Consider the following 18,238-nt stretch of genomic DNA (forward strand, 5'->3'; position numbering starts at 1 on the left):
GCGGGTTCATGTCCGAATGTGAAACGGCATTTGTCGAGCAGACGGCTGCCATGGAGCAGCTTTTGTCGATTCTGGATCTTGAAATGCTGGATGAGGACCTGTTCCGTGGCAACAGCCCGCAGGTAGGCTGGCAGCGGGTTTTTGGCGGCCAGGTGATCGGACAGGCGCTGATTGCAGCACAGCGCACGGTGGATCGTGAACGGCATGTGCATTCGCTGCACGGCTATTTCATGCGTCCGGGCGATCCGGCCGTGCCGATCATCTATGAAGTCAACCGGATGCGTGACGGCTCAAGTTTCAACACGCGCCATGTTCTGGCACGGCAACATGGCAAGGCGATTTTCTCGCTCTTGGCTTCTTTCCAGATTGATGAGGCGGGGCTTGATTACCAGAAACCCATGCCAGAGGGTCTGCCGCTGCCCGAACAGCTTGTGGGTGACCGGGATATACCGGAAGTCTATCTGAAAAAGGCACCTGAAAATGTGCGCCGCTATTGGGAGCGGGAGCGGCCGGTTGAACTGAAGCCGGTCTCGCTGACACATTATCTGTCACGTGAAAAGCTGCCGCCCGTCCAGCATGTCTGGGTACGCGCACGCGGCATTGTGCCGGATGATCGCGCGCTTCAGGCGGCAATCCTTGCCTATCTGTCCGACATGACGTTGCTGGATACGTCACTGTTCCCACATGGGCGCAGCATTTTCGACCGTGATATTCAGGTTGCAAGTCTGGACCACTCCATGTGGTTCCATCGTCCGTTCCGGATGGATGACTGGCTGCTTTATACGCAGGACACGCCAAGCTCCTCCGGCGCGCTCGGCTTTAACCGTGGCGCACTTTATACGCGCGACGGCGTTCTGATTGCCTCGGTTGCGCAGGAAGGCCTGATTCGTGTTCATGGCATGGACAAATGATCAAAAATTAAACATGCGGTTAGCTGTTGCCTAAATTTTAATCTCTGCCTGGATGCGTCTGATTGCGTGATGCACGCATGAAAAGCCCATGCCGTCGGCGTGGGCGGTGCAATCATCCAATTCTTATGCACAAGGCAGATTTTCATGAAAAATTTTGTCGGTCATTGCCTGTGCCGTAATCCTGGTAAATGCTTGGTTTTTCAGTGTTTTATGTAAATCATCTGACAATTTTAAAAGGCCCGGTCCGGCAAAAATGCCCATCGTGGCAAGAGGCTTTTTCTAACTGGCACGATTTTTGATTGTCTTACGTCGATACGGTCTTTCCAGCGCAGAAGCGTTTGAAGCCGCCTTACGACGGAGATACTCGATGCTCATAAAGGGAAAATTCAAGCAATCAGCACTATGGGCTGCCGTGCCCTCGCTTATTGCCATGGCTGGAACGGCACTTGCACAGGATGCTGCTCCTGAAGCGACGCCTGTTCTCGACACCGGCGACACCGCCTGGATGCTGACGTCAACGGCTCTCGTCCTGATGATGACCATTCCAGGTCTGGCATTGTTCTACGGCGGCATGGTCCGTAAGAAGAATGTGCTCTCGGTTGTCATGCAAAGCTTTGCGATCACCTGCCTTATGTCCATTCTGTGGATGATTGCCGGTTATTCGCTGGCTTTTACCGATGGCGGTTCGCTCAATACTTATCTCGGCGGCTTCTCCAAGGCCTTCTTCGCTGGCGTAACGATGGATTCGCTGTCCGGAACCATTCCGGAATATCTGTTCATCGTCTTCCAGATGACCTTCGCGATCATCACGCCTGCGCTTATCACCGGTGCATTTGCCGAGCGCATGAAGTTTTCTTCCATGCTCGTCTTCATGACGCTGTGGCTGTTCATCGTTTATGTTCCGGTGGCGCACTGGGTCTGGGGCGGTGGCTTCCTTGGCTCTGACGGCGTTCTTGACTTCGCTGGTGGTACGGTTGTTCACATCAATGCCGGTGTTGCTGGTCTTGTTGCTGCACTCATCGTTGGCAAGCGTGACGGCTATGGCCACACCAACATGCAGCCGCACAATCTGGTTCTGTCGGTCATCGGTGCCTCTCTCCTGTGGGTCGGCTGGTTTGGTTTCAATGCCGGTTCGGCTGCTGGCGCCAACTCGCTTGCCGCTGTTGCAATGCTCAACACGCAGGTTGCCACGGCTGCTGCCGCTCTCGCCTGGATGTTCGTTGAATGGGCTGTTGCTGGTCGTCCGAGCGTTCTCGGCATCATTTCCGGTGCTGTTGCCGGTCTGGTCGCCATCACGCCTGCTGCCGGATTCGTCAACCCGGTTGGCTCGCTGATCATCGGTCTGGTTGCCGGCGCGATCTGCTACATCGCCGCTGTCAAGGTCAAGCACGCGCTCGGCTATGACGACTCGCTCGATGCTTTCGGCGTCCATGGCGTAGGCGGTTTTGTCGGCGCGGTTCTGACGGGTGTATTCGCTGATGCATCCATCAACTCCGCTTCCGAAGGCGCATCGGTTGCCAAGCAGTTCTTCGGTGCTGCCATCACGGTTGTCTACACCGCTATCGCAACGGCAATCATTCTCTACGTGGTCAAGGCAATCATGGGTCTGCGCACCAGCAAGCAGGCCGAAATCGAAGGCCTCGACATTGCGTTGCACGGCGAGTCTGTTCAGTAGAACAGATTTTCCGAAGAGGAAAAGGCGCGGGAGACCGCGCCTTTTTCATTTTGGGTGGGTTCTTGCGTTGGGCTGGCCTTACACCTGGACTGGCTCCTGGGTTTGGGGCATTAGCGCATGACATGCACGATTCGTCATGCCGACCAGCTTTCAAAGAGCATTGGCGGGTTCAAACCCTGAAAACAGCATGGTTCTTGAAAACGGCATGGTTAATGTCGAATTAACCATCACGCACTAGGATCGGGATCGATTCAGTGTGCCCGAATCATTGTCACGGGCAGTCAGCGTATTTGGTTCGGAACAGGCTTTATGCGGCAAGGATATTCCCAAACATACCCGCTGCGCGATGAGCGGATGTCGGAAGACAGGCTCAGGCTTTCCAATATCATCCGCAGACAGCTTTATATTCTGTTGGGTCTTGGTTTGCTGGCATTGACCGGCATGGCGGTCGGCGCTCTGGCGACGTGGAATGTCGCCGATCCCAGCTTCAGCCATGCCACCGATAATCCGGTGACCAATGCACTTGGCTATCCCGGTGCGGTCTTTGCTGATCTTTTCATGCAGTTTTTTGGTCTTGCCAGCGTGCCAGCGCTTCTGCCGCTGGCAATCTGGGGGCTGTTCCTGATGGTCAGCGGCCGGATTGGCCGCTTGCCGCAGCGTTGTTTTGCCTGGCTCATGGCTGCCCTGCTGTTTGCTGCCATTGCCGGCTGTTTTGCGGTGCCGGAATCCTGGCCCATGCCGATCGGCCTTGGCGGTGTGTTTGGAGATCTGATCCTGCGCCTGCCGGGTGTATTCCTTGGTCATTTTCCGCAAGGGGCGGTTGCCTCTGTCATCGCGCTGGTTCTGCTGGCACCGGCAGTCTGGCTGTGCCTGTTTGCCTGCGGCCTGATCGGGCGTCATCCGGCGACGAAAGGGGCAGCCGGAGATGATGCCGAAGACGACGGCATATTCATTAATGATGCGGACGAGGATGAGGCATCCGGTCGGGGCTTCTATCTGTTCGGTGCGCTGACTCACATGCTGCTTTCCATGAGCGCCAGCCTGAAACGCATGACCGGTCTTGGCCGGCGCATGTCTGCGCGGGATGATGCGCTTGATGATCTGCCGGCCGTGCGCCGCAAGGCGGAAGCGCGCAGATCCATGCGCCGCGAACCGGGTTTTGATGGCGATACCGACAATGATTCCTTGTTTGAGGCCGAGGATGACGAGCCTCTTGCCGGTCAGGAATGGCATGATGCGCCGCCGCCACGCAATCGCAAGCAACAGACCGGGTCTGGCCGCAGTGCATCGCGCGAGCGCGCGCCAGTCAGGATCAGTGGCGTGTTTGAAAAACCGTCGCTCAATTTCCTCGCCGAGCCAAAACTGGTTCAGCGCGATCAATCCCTGTCGCGCGAAGTGCTGGAGCAGAATGCGCGTCTGCTGGAAGGTGTTCTGGAAGATTTCGGCGTGCGTGGCGAGATCATCAGCGTCAAGCCGGGCCCGGTTGTCACGCTTTACGAACTGGAACCTGCACCAGGCATCAAATCCTCCCGCGTCATTGGTCTGGCGGATGACATTGCCCGCTCAATGAGCGCGATTGCCGCGCGTGTTGCCGTCATTCCCGGGCGCAATGCGATCGGTATCGAACTGCCCAATCCAAAGCGCGAAATGGTTTACTTGCGTGAAATGCTGGCAAGCCGCGATTTCCAGCAGTCGAAAGCCAAGCTCGCGCTGGCGCTCGGCAAGACCATCAATGGCGAGCCAGTGATAGCTGACATCGCCAAGATGCCGCATCTTCTGGTCGCCGGTACGACAGGTTCGGGCAAGTCTGTTGCGATCAATACAATGATCCTGTCGCTGGTCTATCGCATGACGCCAAGCGAATGCCGACTGATCATGATCGACCCCAAAATGCTGGAATTGTCGGTCTATGACGGCATTCCGCATCTGTTGACGCCGGTCGTGACCGATCCAAAGAAGGCAGTTGTCGCGCTGAAATGGACCGTGCGCGAGATGGAAGACCGTTATCGCAAGATGTCCAAGGTTGGCGTGCGCAATATTGACGGTTTCAATCAGCGCGTCAGCCTTGCCCAGCAGCGTGGCGAGCCGCTGGCGCGTACGGTTCAGACCGGCTTTGATCACGATACGGGTGAGGCGGTCTATGAAACCGAGGAGCTTGATCTGCAGCCCATGCCCTATATCGTCGTGATCATCGACGAAATGGCTGACCTCATGATGGTTGCTGGCAAGGAAATCGAAGGGGCGGTACAGCGTCTGGCGCAGATGGCGCGTGCGGCCGGCATCCATGTAATCATGGCAACACAGCGCCCGTCTGTCGATGTCATCACCGGCACGATCAAGGCCAATTTCCCGACGCGCATTTCCTTTCAGGTCACGTCCAAGATCGACAGCCGCACAATTCTTGGCGAGCAGGGCGCAGAACAGCTTCTGGGCCAGGGCGACATGCTGTTCATGGCGGGCGGTGGCCGTATCCAGCGCGTGCATGGCCCATTTGTCGGTGATGATGAGGTTGAACGTGTTGTCCAGCACCTCAAGGCGCAAGGCGTGCCGGAATATCTCGATGCGATCACCGAGGATGAGGACGAGGGCGATAGCCCGGCCGGAACCGGCAATCTTGCCGATTCGGACGATCCTTACGATCAGGCGGTCGCGATCGTGCTGCGCGACAGGAAGGCTTCGACCTCATACATCCAGCGTCGTCTCGGCATTGGCTATAACCGCGCTGCCTCCATCATTGAACGCATGGAGGAGGAGGGCATTATCAGTCCGGCCAATCATGCCGGCAAACGCGAAATACTCGTGCCAGCGCGGGATGATGATTTCTGATCTGTCCCGCATTGCGCCACACTCGCGACAAACTGGTCGTGTAGTCTTATGCTCATGAAAACAGAAAGAGATGCGATGATTTTCCATTCCTGGTTCGCCCGCCTTTCAGCCGTTGCAAAAGCTGGTCGTCTGGCTGTCATGCTGGGCGTGGGGGCAATTGGCGCAACGGCTGCTTTCATGCCGGTTGCCGTCATGGCGCAGGATGCTGCCGCCGTGGCTGCGGCCCAGGCGATTGCCGACCATTTTTCATCCGTGAAAACCATGACCGGCGAGTTCGTGCAGTTTGGTCCCAAGGGCGAACAGACGGGTGGGACATTCTATATCGAGCGTCCCGGCAAGATCCGCTTCAACTATAATGATTCGCCCATCCGTGTGATTTCGAATGGCGAATCTGTGGTCATCAACAATCGCAAGCTTGATACCTGGGATCTTTATCCGCTGTCCAAGACGCCGCTCAAGCTGCTGCTGGGCGACAGGATCGATCTTGGTGGCGGCAGGCTCAAAAGCGTGAAGCAGGAGCCGGACATGACGACCATCGTGCTTGGCGACAAGTCGGTGTTTGGTGATGCCAAGATCACCATGATGTTCGATCCCAAGACCTATGAGCTGAAGCAGTGGACAATCACGGATGCACAAAATCTGGATACGACCGTGATGGTGTTCAATGTGCGCACTGGCGTGCGTTTTACCGACGACATGTTCAAGATCGATACGCGCCGCATCACCATGAAGCAGAAAGAAACCCGATAAGCTGGGGTTGATCGCCTTGATCAGCGCTTCGTTATTTGCTTTTGGGCGAGAAGTGATTAGTTTCGCGGCAACCCAATCTTGCCGCGAGTTCCCCTAATGGTTTTTTCCGTCGCAACCTGGAACATCAACTCTGTTCGCCTGCGTCTGCCGCTGGTCGAACAGTTCCTGCGTGATTATCAGCCGGATGTGCTCTGCCTTCAGGAAACCAAGTGCCCGGACAATCTCTTTCCGTTCAAGTCCTTTCGAGCACTGGGCTATGAGCATGTCGCCGTCAGCGGACAGAAGGGCTATCATGGCGTTGCCACCGTTTCGCGCCGTCCCTTGCGGGATGTCGAGCGCATTGGCTTTTGCGATATGGGGGACTGCCGCCACTTGAGCGCGGTGGTGGAAGCAGGTGCAAAGAAACTGCGCATTCACAATTTCTATGTGCCGGCTGGCGGTGACGAACCTGATCCGGAGATCAATCCGAAATTTGCGCACAAGCTCGCCTTTCTGGATGAGATGCGTGCCATTGTTGCCGACCGGAATGACGGATTTTCCTCGCTTCTGGTGGGGGATCTCAATATTGCGCCGCTCGAAAATGATGTCTGGTCGCACAAGCAGCTTCTGAAGATCGTCAGCCATACGCCGATCGAGACGGAAACGCTGGAGGATCTGCGCATCAAGGGCGGCTGGAGCGATCTGATGCGCCATCTCATTCCGGCTGACCGGAAGATCTATACCTGGTGGAGCTATCGCGCCAAGGACTGGAATGAATCAGACCGCGGTCGCAGGCTCGATCATGTCTGGGGTTCTGTCGACCTGGAAGACCATATCAGGGATGTGAAGATCCTGCGTGAGGCGCGTGGCTGGGACCGTCCGTCTGATCATGTGCCGGTCATTGCCACATTTGATCTGGATTGACGGGCCGCAAGAGAGTGCTGCATCCATAGAAGTTCCAGAAAAAGCGGAAACCGGTTTCCGCCCGGAAACTGGGAAAAACATGCTTGAGCAATCAGCGTTTCCGTGAAAATCGGAGTTGCGCCGTGTGCGGCCCTTTTCATGGCCGTGGCGTTATCAGCCCTGACCGGCAAGGCGCGGTGCAACACGCTCGATTTCGTCAATCAGCGCCAGCAGATTGCGGCTGATCTGCTGGTGCAGCTTGATGGCGACTTCGGGATATTCTTCCAGAATGCGATGGAAAATTGAGCGGCTGATACGGATGACTTCGGTTTCAACGTCTGCAATGGCGCCGGTGAGACGCGCGCTCTGGGCGATCATGGCCAGTTCACCAAGTACCGTCCCTTTGGTGACGGTGCGCACCGTCAACCGGCCCTGTTGCGTATCGCGATAGAGGCTGATCTGGCCCGAGACGACAACATAGCCGCAATCCGCATTCTGGCCTTCCTGATAGAGTTCACGCCCGGCGCGCAACACCAGACGCTCGACACCGAAGGCAAGAAGACGCAACTGTTCAGGCGTGAAGGACGCGAACAGATCAACCGTACTCAGAATGAGAATATCATCATTGAGCGCCATGAAACGTCAATACACCTGACAAAGGTGTATTCCATCATGGGACGAGTTTGTATCCCCCGCTTTCTGTAACAAGAAGCGTTGCATTAGATGGATCTTTCTCAATTTTTTGCCGCAAGCGATAAACATGCGTCTCCAGAGTATGCGTGGTCACACCGGAATTGTAACCCCAGACTTCTTCCAGCAGCACATCACGACTGATGACTTTGTCACCAGCGCGATAGAGATATTTGATGATCGCCGCTTCCTTTTCCGTCAGGCGGATTTTCACGCCCTTTTCATCGATCAGGAGTTTCTGGCTCGGCTTGAAGGTGTAGGGCCCGACGATGAAGGTTGCATCCTCGCTCTGCTCATGCTGACGCAGCTGGGCGCGGATGCGCGCAAGCAGTACGGCAAACTTGAATGGCTTGGTGACATAGTCATTCGCGCCTGATTCGAGACCGAGGATCGTATCGGCTTCGGTATCATGCCCGGTCAGCATGATGATGGGCGCACGAAAACCGCTCTTGCGTAGAAGCTTGACCGCTTCGCGTCCATCCATATCGGGCAAGCCGACATCCATGATGAGCAGGTCAACGACCCCATTGCGCGCCGTCTCCAGGCCCTTGGCCGCCGTGTCTTCCTGCAGGATCTGGAACTCCTCGCAGAGTTCAAGCTGCTCTACCAGGATGGAACGGAGGTCTTCGTCGTCATCCACAACCAGAATTGTACGGCCTGTCATACGTGCCCTCGTTGCTCTTTGATCAAATCGCTCTTGATACTTATGACATTTAATGACGATAAGTTGAAGCCGCCAAAGGCGGTATTCATTTCGTGTTCGATCAAGTGCGGAAAAACAGCAAAGGATCATGCGGTGACCAGAACAGAGCAGCGGCGCGGATTGCGTTTCATCGATGTGCGGCCAAAGCCGGGTGACAGGTCACGCGGAATTCTGGTTGCAGGCAAATATGTTCTGCAATGTTCCCTGGGCAAAGGTGGCATCAGTGCCTTCAAGCGTGAAGGCGATGGCGCAACGCCTCTGGCAAAAATGCGCCTGCTTTATGGTTTCATGCGTGGTGACAAGGGGGCCCTGCCTGCAACAGGCCTGCGGCTGACACGGATCGGCAAGGCGGATGGCTGGTGTGACGCACCGCGCAATGCCAATTATAACCGGAAGGTGCGGCTGCCCTTTTGCCAGAGCCACGAGAAAATGTGGCGTGATGACGGTCTTTATAATGTCTGCATCGTGATGGACTGGAACATTCGCCCGCGGCGGCGCAATGGCGGCAGCGCGATCTTTTTCCATTTGGCGCGTCCGGGCTATCTTCCGACTGAAGGCTGTATTGCACTCAAACGGTCAGACATGGCGCTGATCCTGCCCCATCTGAGCGACCGCACGGTCATTCGCGTCTTGCGTGCTTGATGGCCTCGCGCAAGACCACATAAATGCGCGGATCCGTCGACTGGGCGACATTGAAGCGCAGATATTGGCCGGCTGAATGCGAAGGGCTGAAAACATTACCAGGGGCGAAGACGACGCCCTTTTCGAGGCCATAACGCGCGACATTGCCGGAATCGACGCCATCCGGCAGGCGCGCCCACAGGAACATGCCGCCTTGCGGTTCGGTCCACAGTGTCAGACCATCTGCCTTCAGCCGTTTGGCGGTCAGCGACATGGCATCGGCCAGTTTCACGCGCAGGCTTTCAATATGACGGCGATAGCTGCCATCTGTCAGCATGGCATGGATGATCTGGGCAGATAGCGGATTGTTGCCAAAGGTCGTGGCAAGTTTCAGATCGGTCAGTCCTTCGATCCAGTCACGCCGCGTGGCAATATAGCCAACGCGTGCTGCCGCCGACAAGGTCTTGGAAAAGCTGCCAATGTGCAGAACACGCTCAAACCCGTCGAGTTCGGCAAGAAGCGGCGTGGGGGAGGGATGAAAATCGCCGAATATGTTGTCTTCCACCAGCGTGATGCTGTGCATTTCCGCAAGCTTTAGCAAGCGATGCGCGGTGGCTGGCGTCATGGTGCCGCCGGTCGGGTTTTGCAGTCCGGCATTGGAAATATAGAGCTTTGGCGCATATTTGGCTGCGGCATTGGCAAAAGCATCAAGGTCGGGGCCGGTTGCGGTGTAAGGCACGCCAACCAGCTTGACGCGGTGCGACAGAAGCACGGCCTGAAAATTGAAATAGCATGGATCATCGACCAGAACCGTATCGCCCGGCTGGAGAATGAAACGGCAGATGAGGTCAATCGCCTGCGTGCCGGAATCTGTCAACATCAGATCGGCCGAGCGTAGATCAATGCCCTGTTCAGCAAGGCGATGGGCAAGATGCTGGCGCAGCGGGCCATGCCCCAGCGGTTCGCCATAATTGGCGAGATTGCTGTCTTCCTCGCGTGCGATCTGGCGTATGGCGCGGCGTATGCTTTCCAGCGGCAGCCATTCATCCGGCAGCCAGCCGCAGCCGGGCTTCAACGTGTCTCTGGACGTTTCCAGCGATTGCCGCATGACCCAGAACGGATCGATCTGACGGTCATGATGCGGTGTGGCCCTGGCCAGCGTGAAGGGCTGGCGCGCACGCTCGGCCACAAAGAAGCCAGCCCCCCGGCGTGACTGAATGATGCCTTCCGCCACCAGCCGGTCATAGGCTTCGACCACGGTTGATTTTGAAACAGCCATCGTTTCTGCAAGGCGGCGGATCGAAGGCAGGCGCGCACCCGGTGCAAGGTTCATTGCCGAAATGCGTCCGCGGATGATGCCCATGACCTTTTCAACCAGTGGCGTGCGCTCCGGGACAGTCTCTTCCACTTTTGGCGCTGCTGTTTCATTTTGTGCCGCCGTTTCGCCGTTGGCATAGGCCTGTTCCAACGCCTTGAGGCTGTCGAGCAGGCCTTCCGATATCATCTGTACCATAAGTTTCACCAGTACAGTTTGCTAAATTGTCTTGAAACTGTCCATTATCATTCTACGGCCGTTCATATAATTGTCCAGATTGGATATGGATGATTGCACAACAGGTTAAATGAACAAAATGAACAGCATGGTTGGAACCGACAAGGCTGGCTGGATCAATGGATTTCTTGGCGTTCTGATTTTTTCCGGTTCGCTACCGGCGACCCGTCTGGCGGTGATCGACCTTGATCCGACCTTTGTGACAATGGCGCGCGCCAGCATTTCCGGTCTTCTGGCAATGGCATTGCTGTTTGTCTTCCGCGCGCCCTTGCCCAACCGGCGCGAGGTGTTTTCTCTCATCATCGTGGCGATGGGGGTCGTGGTTGGCTTTCCGCTGCTCACCGGTGTCGCATTGCAGCATATGACATCTGCCCATGCGATTGTGTTTGTCGGCCTGTTGCCGCTCGCAACCGCCATCTTTGCTGTTGTGCGCGGCGGCGAACGCCCGCGCCCGCTGTTCTGGCTGTTTTCGCTCGCGGGCAGCCTGATCGTTGCTTCCTATGCCTATGAGCAGGGCAGCACATCGACGCTTTATGGCGATGCCCTGATGCTGGCGGCGATCATTGTCTGTGGCTTGAGCTATGCCGAAGGGGCAAAACTGTCACGTCATCTCGGCGGCTGGCGGGTGATCTGCTGGGCGCTGGTCGTCACGCTGCCGATCATGCTGCCCTTGAGCATCCTGACGCGGCCGGAGGTCTGGTCAGGCATTGGCGTGATGGCATGGGGCGGTCTGTTCTATGTAACGCTGTTTTCCATGCTGATCGGGTTTTTCTTCTGGTATACCGGTCTGGCGCAGGGTGGCGCTGCCACGGTTGGCCAGTTGCAATTGCTGCAGCCGTTTTTCGGGCTGGCGCTGGCGGCAAGCATTGCAGGTGAGGCTGTGAGCCTTGGCATGGTGCTCACAGCTTTGGCTGTCGTGCTTTGCGTCGCCGGGGCGAAAAAATTCGCTTAGGACATCGCGTCCATCCGGACACCGACGCTCTAGACAAAAGCCCAGACGGTCGTGCGCTTGACTTCCGAATCCTCCAGTGCGCGGGTTACCGGAACGGTATAGACACCCAGTTCCTTCAGCCGGTCTTTCGGCAGATAAGCGCGGCCCGGATCGCCGACAATGATGGTTTTTCCACCTTGGCTGAGAGCGGAAAACCATGGAATAAGCCGGTCGGCGAGTGGTTTTTCATAAAACACATCGCCCGCCAGAACCACGTCCCAATCGCCGTCCTGACCGATCAGATCATCGAGCGTGACGGTGATGGCGACATGATTGGCGTTCGCATTGAGTTCAATGGCCGGACGGGCAAATGGGTCGATGTCGGATGCAGTGACCCTTGCTGCGCCTGCTTTCATTGCGGCAATGCCGACCAGCCCGGAACCGGAGGCAAAATCGAGAACCGTCTTGCCCTTCACCACTTCCGGATGATCGAGAATATAACGCGCAACGCCCTGGCCACCCGCCCAGGCAAAGGCCCAGAAGGGTGGCGGCAGGCCAATGGTTGCAAGCTCTTCTTCCGTCTTGTGCCAGAGATCATGCGCCTCGTCGGCAAGATGCAGCATGATTTCCGGTACATGCGGTGGGGCTTGCAGGCCGGTATTGGCCAGAATGAAAGCGCTCGTGCCCTGTTCTTTCGGATCAAGCATCGTCAGATCGAATTCGGATCCAGCTCTCCCATGCGGCAGACTTCAATCCATTCGTCTTCCCGGACTGGCTGGACGGACAGGCGCATGGAAGTGACCAGCGACATGTTCTGCAACAGCGGGTTGGCCTTGATGGCCTTCAGCGAGACGGGTTTTGGCATGTCGCAGACGGCACGAATATCGACGCATTCCCAGCGTGGATCATCCGTGGTGGTATCGGGATGTGCCAATGCACAGACTTCGACAATGCCAACGATCTCCAGCCCTTCATTGGAATGGTAGAAAAAGCCTTTGTCGCCAAGCTGCATGGCGCGCATATTGTTGCGCGCCTGATAGTTGCGCACGCCGTCCCACTGCTCGCCTTTTTCGCCACGGGCTTTCTGCATTTCCCATGACCATTTGAACGGTTCGGATTTGAACAGCCAATATGCCATTGGTCAGACCTTTACGCGTTAGCTGGATTCTTGATCGCCCAGTTCCATGGGCGGACGGTGACATCCTGAAACAGGCCTGCCTTGGCGTAAGGGTCGCTTGCGGCAATGGCTTCGGCTGCAGCCTTGTCTGCCGCTTCAACGACAACCAGACTGCCATTCGGCTTGCCATCATCACCGAGGAAGGGGCCGGCAAATTTCACCGTGTCGCCAAGGCTGTCGAGATATTCAAGATGGGCGGGGCGGGTGTCGAGACGCAGCTGAAGATGGTCTGGCTTGTCGTTGCACAGCAATGCGAACAGCATGGATTAGTCCTCGGATTTGAGTGGTCGATTGATGAGCGCCGTCACCGCATCGGAAATGGTGATCCTGCCTGCGAGAAGGGCTGCAACGGCGCTGATGATGGGGGCGTAGATATTGTGTTTTCGGCAAAGTTCTGCCGCCATGGGGGCGGTTGCCACACCTTCGGCGAGCGGGCGGTTTTCAAGGCTTTCGCCGCGCCCCAGCGCAAGGCCATAGGAATAATTGCGCGACTGGCTGGAAGAACAGGTAAGCATCAGGTCGCCAAGCCCGGAAAGCCCCATGATGGTTTCCGGGCGTGCACCCAGAGCTTCGCCAATGCGGCGCAGTTCGGCAAAGCCGCGTGTGACAAGAGCTGCCTGCGCGCTGGCACCAAGGCCAAGCCCGGTTGAGGCGCCGGCGGCAAGGGCAAGTACGTTTTTCAATGCGCCACCAAGTTCAACACCCATGAGGTCGGTGGTCGAATAGCAGCGAAAGGACGGACCAGACAAAAGTGCGGCCAGCCGGTCGGCAATGGCGGCATCCGTTGCGGCAATGGTGACGGCCGTGGGCAGTCCGCGCGCAACATCGCTGGCAAAGCTTGGGCCGGAAAGGGCTGCGATCTGATGGTAGGGCAGGATTTCCGCGACAAGCTCTGACATCATGCGACCCGTGCCGCGTTCAATACCCTTGGCACACAGGACGATCGGGGCCTGCAGGGGAATCAGATCGGCAAGACCGGACAGAGCCTGCCGCATGGACTGGGCGGGAATGACCACCAGAACCGCATCCGCCTTTTCAAGCACGGCTTTTGCATCTGTGCTGGAGCGAATGCCGTGCGGCAAGAGAATATCGCCAAGATAGCGCGGATTTTGCCGCCTCTCATTGATGGCGGCGACGGTTTCGGCATCGCGGGCGTAAAGCCATGTCTCATGGCCATTGTTGACGGCCATTGCAGCCAGTGCGGTGCCCCATGCGCCGCCACCAAGAACCGCGATTTTTGTGTCTTTGCTCATGCCTTGGCTCCACGTCTCCCTGTGCCAAATACGGGGGCTGATTTTTCATCGAGCGGCCAGCGCGAACGTGGAGCAAGGCTGAGCGGGTCGGGTTCGCTTGATCCGGCGCGTTCAGCACCCGCCCAGGCGATCATTGCGGCATTGTCTGTACAAAGATTGAGCGGCGGCGCAATGAAGCGGAAGCCGCGCTTGGCGCAAAGCTCTTCAAGGGCAGCGCGCAGCGTCTTGTTGGCGGCAACGCCGCCTGCAACGATGAGCGCTGGCGTCGGGCAATCGGGAAATTCCGCGCTGAAACGGTCGAGCGAACGGCCAACGCGGTCGCGCAATGTGTCGGCCACGGCTTCCTGAAACGAGGCGCAGATATCGGCCACATCCTGATCTGAAAGCGGCACCAGTTCGCTCGCCGTCTGGCGGACGGCGGTCTTGAGGCCGGAAAAGGAAAAATCGAGCCGCTTTTCGCCTTTCAAGGGGCGCGGCAGGGCAAAACGCGTGGGATCGCCTTTCTTTGCCATGGCTTCCACTGCCGGGCCGCCGGGATAGGGCAGGCCGAGCAGTTTTGCCGTCTTGTCGAAGGCTTCACCAAGAGCGTCATCGATCGTCGTGCCGAGGCGTTCATATTGGCCAAGTCCGCGCACCAGCACCATTTGCGTATGCCCGCCAGAGACGAGCAGCAGCAGATAGGGAAAATCGAGATTGTCGGTGAGCCGCGCCGTCAATGCATGGCCTTCAAGGTGATTGATGGCGTAAAACGGCTTCTTGGCCGCCATGGCCAGCGCCTTGGCGGTCATCAGGCCAACGATCAGCCCGCCAATCAGGCCGGGGCCTGCGGTTGCGGCAATGCCGTCCACATCATCGAGCGTGAGATTTGCCTGTTCCAGCGCGCGCCTGACCAGACCATCCAGTGCCTCGACATGGGCGCGGGCGGCAATTTCTGGTACAACGCCGCCATAGGGTTCATGCTCGGCAATCTGGCTCAGAACCACATTTGACAGAATATGGCCTTTGCCCTGCTCGTCGCGTTCGACGATGGCTGCGGCTGTTTCGTCGCAACTGGTTTCTATTCCAAGAATGCGCATTTGCGGGTAGACCCTGCCTGATTGAACTCTGATGAACCCGGTATCATGGACGGCGCGATATGCAAACAGCATCCTTGAAGATTGGCACACGTGGAAGCAAGCTGGCGCTGGCGCAGGCTTATGAAACGCGCCGTCGCTTACAGGAAGCGCATGGCCTGCCGGAAGAGGCCTTTGAAATTGTCACCATGTCCACGGCAGGTGACCGGATCCAGGATCGCGCCCTGTCGGAGGTTGGCGGCAAGGGCCTGTTTACGGAAGAAATCGAACGCGCGCTGAAGGATGGCGACATCGACATTGCCGTTCATTCGACCAAGGATATGCCGACTTCCCTGCCGGAAGGCCTGCATTTATCGGTCTTTCTGGAACGCGAAGATCCGCGCGATGCCTTCATCGGCCGCACGGTGAAGCGGTTTATCGATCTGCCTGAAGGGGCGGTGGTGGGTTCCTCATCGCTGCGTCGACAGGCACTGATCCGGCGGTTTCGCCCCGACATCAAGATCGTGCTTTTCCGCGGCAATGTGCAGACACGCCTGCGCAAGCTGGAAGAAGGCGAGGTGGATGGCACTTTCCTTGCCTGCGCTGGTCTGCGTCGTCTCGGCATGGCCGATGTGATCACGGAAGTGCTTGACCCGGTCGCCTTTCCGCCAGCACCGGGGCAGGGCGCCATCTGCATTGAAAGCCGAATCGGTGATGCACGCATTGATGCGCTGCTGAAGCCTCTGGCGCATCGTGAAACACAGATTGCGCTGGCCTGTGAACGGGCCTTTCTGTCGGCGCTGGATGGCTCGTGCCGCACGCCGATTGCCGGACTGGCCAAGGTCGATGGCGATAAGATATCGTTTTCCGGCATGATCCTGACGCCGGATGGCACAAGGATGCATGAAATCAGCGCAGAAGGGGCAGCCACAGACGCAGCCCTGATTGGCGCGGATGCGGCAGCGCGCATCCGCAAGGCGGCAGGTGAAGATTTTTTCAATGGCTGGGCGTGAGATTGGCTGAAGCGGAACACAAGACAGGCAACAGGCGCATATTGGTCACGCGCCCGCAACCCGGCGCTTCGCGTACGGCCGAACGGCTGAAGGCAATGGGCTTTGAGCCGGTTGTCCTGCCGTTAAGCCGCACTGTTTCGCTTGCTGTGTCGCTCGGGGATGAAACATTCGATGCCGTAACAGTCACCAGTGCCAATCTGTTTTGCCATGTCAGCGATGATATTCTTGCGAAATTGCGCCATCTGCCGCTTTTTGCGGTCGGTATTGCAACCGCGAAGGCTGCGCGCGAAGCCGGTTTTGCCACGGTGATTGAAGGCGGGGGTGATGCGATCAGGCTTGCCGAAACGATCAGGCAGGCTTTGCCGGGCGGCGCACGTGTTCTCTATCTTGCCGGCAAGGTGCGCCAGCCTGTCTTCGAGGAACGGATGGTGGTTGCAGGACTGACCATGCGCGTCCACGATGCCTATGATATTGAAGGTATCACGCCTTCTGCTGCCGAGCTTCGGTCCCTGTCGGCCGGGGCGCCTTTTGTCGCAGCCTTGCTCTATTCCGGCGTTGCGGCGCAGAAATTCGTCGAAACCTTTGCAGCATTTGCGCCGATATATCTGAAAGAGGCGCGTTTCTTATGCATTTCAAGGCGCGTTGCGGGGCTTTTGCCGCCAGATTGGCAGGCACGCGCGCTTGTTGCCGATCATCCTGATGAAGAAGGACTTTTTCGCCTTTTATCCATGGTGTAGGCCAAAACTTTGACTCTTTTTGCCGTAACCTTTCTTCTACTGAGGACTTTATCTGATACACTCAAGCGCAGATCAGTACGATGAGAGGCTCCATGGCGAAATCCGGCACTCCGCGACATTCCAAACCGGCGCGCAAATCCGTGACGATCAATCTTGATTCATCGGAGGTAAAACGCATGGATGCGCCAGATACGGCGAAGTCAACGCCTGCTGCCGAGCCGGTGGGCGATTTTGCCAGACTACAGGATAACGCCTCTGCCTCCCCGTCCGAATCAGTGAAAGACCGCAGCACCACGGAAAAACCACAGCGGCCTGAAACCTCGTTTGATCAGCCGCCCTTTGTTGCCGGGGTAAAGCCCGAGGCCGATCGCGCTTCTGCAGCGGCAGCTTCAGCGAATCAGAAATCGCCCTCCGGCCTTTCCTATCTTGCGGCGGGCATTGCCGGTGGTGTCGTGGCGCTGGGTGGTTTTCTGGTGCTGCAATGGGGCAATGTGTTGCCAGTGCCGGGCACAAGGCCGGTCGGCGCGGAACTGCAGCGTCTCGAGCAGAAAATCGCGGATCTGCAGCGCGCGCCGGTTTCCGTCTCGCTGGATGAGGCAAGCAGGGCGCAGCTTGAGCAGATGCAGAAGAATGTGCAGGCCGCCGAAATCAAGGCAGAGGCAGTCGCAGGCACGCTGTCGCAATTGCAGCAAAGGCTGGATGCGCTGCCAAAAACGCAAGCGCAGGATTATTCTGCCGAGATCAAGGTCTTGCATGACAAGATTGCCGCACTGGAAAGCGCTGTTTCTGACACCAGGGATCAGGCCAAACAGGCCAGTGCTGCCGCCACGAATACAAGCGGGACGATTTCCACGCTGCAGTCCATGCTGAATGCCTTGCAGGAAAAGGTAAGTTCCGCGGCGCGTCAGCCGGATGCAACATTGCTCGTTGCCGCCAATGCGCTGAAAACCGCCATTGATCGCGGTGGATCGTTCAAGTCCGAGCTTGAAACCTATGCCTCGCTTGCACCGGAAGATGATGCCGTCAACGGGCTGCGCCCCTTTGCCGACAAGGGTATTGCAACCCTTGCCGAGCTCAATGCCTGGTTTGGTCCGGTTGCTAACAAGATGGTTGCCAGCGAAAACAGGCTGCCGGATGATGCCGGCGTGTGGGATCACCTGAAAGCCAGTGCAATGGGGTTGGTGAGTGTGCGTCCTGTGGCGGGAAATGTTGAGGGTTCGGGCGTCGGCCCGACAACGGCCCGGATGGAGGATGCCCTGCAGAAAGGCGACCTGCAGCGCGCCTATAGCGAGTGGGAGACCTTGCCGGCGGACGCCAAGGCTGTTTCCAGCGAGTTCATCAGCCAGCTCAAGGCGCGGCGGGATGCGGATGCGCTTATCCAGCGCCTCGTCGCCGACAGCGTCAAGCCGAAGCAGGTGAATGAAGAAAGCACGCTTTCAACTGCACCGGCCGGAAATTGAGGAGA

18 protein-coding genes are annotated in these 18,238 nt (G+C 57.5%); 10 read left to right on the plus strand and 8 right to left on the minus strand.

What is annotated here, in order from left to right; all coding sequences use genetic code 11:
- Positions 1 to 8: 8 nt before the first annotated feature.
- The 5 genes from tesB (at position 9) to ACFO1V_RS15130 (ending at position 7,065) form a co-directional block, all read left to right on the plus strand.
- Positions 9 to 911, plus strand: a complete 903-nt coding sequence (gene tesB, locus ACFO1V_RS15110) for an acyl-CoA thioesterase II (RefSeq protein ID WP_374830669.1) — start codon at positions 9 to 11, stop codon at positions 909 to 911.
- A gap of 367 nt (positions 912 to 1,278) precedes the next feature.
- Positions 1,279 to 2,586, plus strand: coding sequence for an ammonium transporter (locus ACFO1V_RS15115; protein ID WP_374830670.1), 1,308 nt, complete (start codon positions 1,279 to 1,281; stop codon positions 2,584 to 2,586).
- 309 nt (positions 2,587 to 2,895) lie between these two features.
- Positions 2,896 to 5,412 carry an FtsK/SpoIIIE family DNA translocase gene (locus ACFO1V_RS15120; protein ID WP_374830672.1) on the plus strand — a complete coding sequence of 839 codons (2,517 nt, stop codon included), beginning with the start codon at positions 2,896 to 2,898 and terminating at the stop codon, positions 5,410 to 5,412.
- A gap of 75 nt (positions 5,413 to 5,487) precedes the next feature.
- On the plus strand, positions 5,488 to 6,162 hold the full coding sequence (locus ACFO1V_RS15125; RefSeq protein ID WP_374830674.1) for an outer membrane lipoprotein carrier protein LolA: 675 nt from the start codon (positions 5,488 to 5,490) through the stop codon (positions 6,160 to 6,162).
- 96 nt (positions 6,163 to 6,258) lie between these two features.
- Positions 6,259 to 7,065, plus strand: a complete 807-nt coding sequence (locus tag ACFO1V_RS15130; RefSeq protein ID WP_374830676.1) for an exodeoxyribonuclease III — start codon at positions 6,259 to 6,261, stop codon at positions 7,063 to 7,065.
- A 153-nt stretch (positions 7,066 to 7,218) separates the two neighbouring features.
- On the opposite strand, the gene ACFO1V_RS15135 is transcribed toward ACFO1V_RS15130, so the two are convergent.
- Positions 7,219 to 7,680 carry a cyclic nucleotide-binding domain-containing protein gene (locus ACFO1V_RS15135; protein WP_374830678.1) on the minus strand — a complete coding sequence of 154 codons (462 nt, stop codon included), beginning with the start codon at positions 7,678 to 7,680 and terminating at the stop codon, positions 7,219 to 7,221.
- A gap of 34 nt (positions 7,681 to 7,714) precedes the next feature.
- Positions 7,715 to 8,398, minus strand: a complete 684-nt coding sequence (optR, locus tag ACFO1V_RS15140; protein ID WP_374830680.1) for a response regulator OptR — start codon at positions 8,396 to 8,398, stop codon at positions 7,715 to 7,717.
- Positions 8,399 to 8,572: 174 nt separating this feature from the next.
- Here optR and ACFO1V_RS15145 point away from each other — a divergent pair, with 174 nt between their 5' ends.
- Positions 8,573 to 9,079 carry a L,D-transpeptidase family protein gene (locus tag ACFO1V_RS15145; protein ID WP_374830800.1) on the plus strand — a complete coding sequence of 169 codons (507 nt, stop codon included), beginning with the start codon at positions 8,573 to 8,575 and terminating at the stop codon, positions 9,077 to 9,079.
- On the opposite strand, the gene ACFO1V_RS15150 is transcribed toward ACFO1V_RS15145, so the two are convergent.
- Entirely contained in the window at positions 9,057 to 10,562 is a 1,506-nt protein-coding gene (locus tag ACFO1V_RS15150) for an aminotransferase-like domain-containing protein (RefSeq protein ID WP_374830802.1), read from the minus strand. The genes ACFO1V_RS15145 and ACFO1V_RS15150 overlap by 23 nt on opposite strands.
- A gap of 136 nt (positions 10,563 to 10,698) precedes the next feature.
- Between ACFO1V_RS15150 and ACFO1V_RS15155 the strand changes: the two genes are divergently transcribed.
- Positions 10,699 to 11,562, plus strand: coding sequence for a DMT family transporter (locus tag ACFO1V_RS15155; protein ID WP_374830804.1), 864 nt, complete (start codon positions 10,699 to 10,701; stop codon positions 11,560 to 11,562).
- Positions 11,563 to 11,591: 29 nt separating this feature from the next.
- On the opposite strand, the gene ACFO1V_RS15160 is transcribed toward ACFO1V_RS15155, so the two are convergent.
- From ACFO1V_RS15160 to tsaD, 5 genes are read right to left on the minus strand one after another with little or no spacing between them, the layout of a single operon-like run.
- Positions 11,592 to 12,248, minus strand: coding sequence for a class I SAM-dependent methyltransferase (locus tag ACFO1V_RS15160; RefSeq protein ID WP_374830682.1), 657 nt, complete (start codon positions 12,246 to 12,248; stop codon positions 11,592 to 11,594).
- A gap of 2 nt (positions 12,249 to 12,250) precedes the next feature.
- Entirely contained in the window at positions 12,251 to 12,679 is a 429-nt protein-coding gene (locus ACFO1V_RS15165; RefSeq protein WP_374830684.1) for an EVE domain-containing protein, read from the minus strand.
- 11 nt (positions 12,680 to 12,690) lie between these two features.
- The gene (locus tag ACFO1V_RS15170; protein WP_374830686.1) at positions 12,691 to 12,981 is read right to left on the minus strand and encodes a YciI-like protein; all 291 of its coding nucleotides are present in this window, start codon (positions 12,979 to 12,981) and stop codon (positions 12,691 to 12,693) included.
- Positions 12,982 to 12,984: 3 nt separating this feature from the next.
- A complete protein-coding gene (locus ACFO1V_RS15175) occupies positions 12,985 to 13,971 on the minus strand; it encodes an NAD(P)H-dependent glycerol-3-phosphate dehydrogenase (protein ID WP_374830688.1) in 987 nt (328 codons plus the stop codon).
- Positions 13,968 to 15,047, minus strand: a complete 1,080-nt coding sequence (gene tsaD, locus ACFO1V_RS15180) for a tRNA (adenosine(37)-N6)-threonylcarbamoyltransferase complex transferase subunit TsaD (protein ID WP_374830690.1) — start codon at positions 15,045 to 15,047, stop codon at positions 13,968 to 13,970. Before tsaD ends, ACFO1V_RS15175 begins: the two co-directional genes overlap by 4 nt.
- A 59-nt stretch (positions 15,048 to 15,106) precedes the next feature.
- Between tsaD and hemC the strand changes: the two genes are divergently transcribed.
- The 3 genes from hemC (at position 15,107) to ACFO1V_RS15195 (ending at position 18,233) form a co-directional block, all read left to right on the plus strand.
- Positions 15,107 to 16,036, plus strand: a complete 930-nt coding sequence (gene hemC, locus ACFO1V_RS15185; RefSeq protein WP_374830692.1) for a hydroxymethylbilane synthase — start codon at positions 15,107 to 15,109, stop codon at positions 16,034 to 16,036.
- A 2-nt stretch (positions 16,037 to 16,038) separates the two neighbouring features.
- Positions 16,039 to 16,773, plus strand: coding sequence for a uroporphyrinogen-III synthase (locus ACFO1V_RS15190; protein WP_374830694.1), 735 nt, complete (start codon positions 16,039 to 16,041; stop codon positions 16,771 to 16,773).
- A 92-nt stretch (positions 16,774 to 16,865) separates the two neighbouring features.
- Positions 16,866 to 18,233, plus strand: coding sequence for a COG4223 family protein (locus tag ACFO1V_RS15195; protein WP_374830696.1), 1,368 nt, complete (start codon positions 16,866 to 16,868; stop codon positions 18,231 to 18,233).
- Positions 18,234 to 18,238 lie beyond the last annotated feature (5 nt).

The organism is Daeguia caeni, from assembly GCF_042653845.1.
In the GTDB taxonomy this organism is placed as follows: domain Bacteria; phylum Pseudomonadota; class Alphaproteobacteria; order Rhizobiales; family Rhizobiaceae; genus Brucella; species Brucella caeni.